At 47.7% G+C, this 214-nt stretch carries 1 protein-coding gene; it reads right to left on the bottom strand.

The genetic code is table 11. The annotated features are described in order from the left end of the window. Positions 1–2: 2 nt before the first annotated feature. Positions 3–214: zinc ribbon domain-containing protein (locus AAEZ22_RS18725; RefSeq protein ID WP_352298610.1), on the bottom strand; the 212-nt coding region annotated here is incomplete at its 5' end.

Genomic DNA, 214 nt, shown 5'->3' with positions numbered 1-214 from the left:
ACTTACGCTCCACAGGCTAACACTGTCTGCCCGACAGCTTTAATATTCAGTGCCGCATTTATGTCGCGGTCTAGCTCGCTAGAGCATTGAGGACACGACCATTTACGGATATGTAACGGCAAGGAATCGACAACCTGACCGCAGCAATTACAGCGTTTAGAGCTTGGATACCACTTATCAATCTTAACTACAGTTCGACCGTACCACTCAGCTT

Source organism: Pseudoalteromonas sp. 20-MNA-CIBAN-0454 (genome assembly GCF_040308685.1).
Lineage (GTDB): Bacteria > Pseudomonadota > Gammaproteobacteria > Enterobacterales > Alteromonadaceae > Pseudoalteromonas > Pseudoalteromonas nigrifaciens.
The sequence above is the reverse complement of the archived record's forward strand: the minus strand, read 5'-3'. Positions and strand labels throughout refer to the sequence as shown.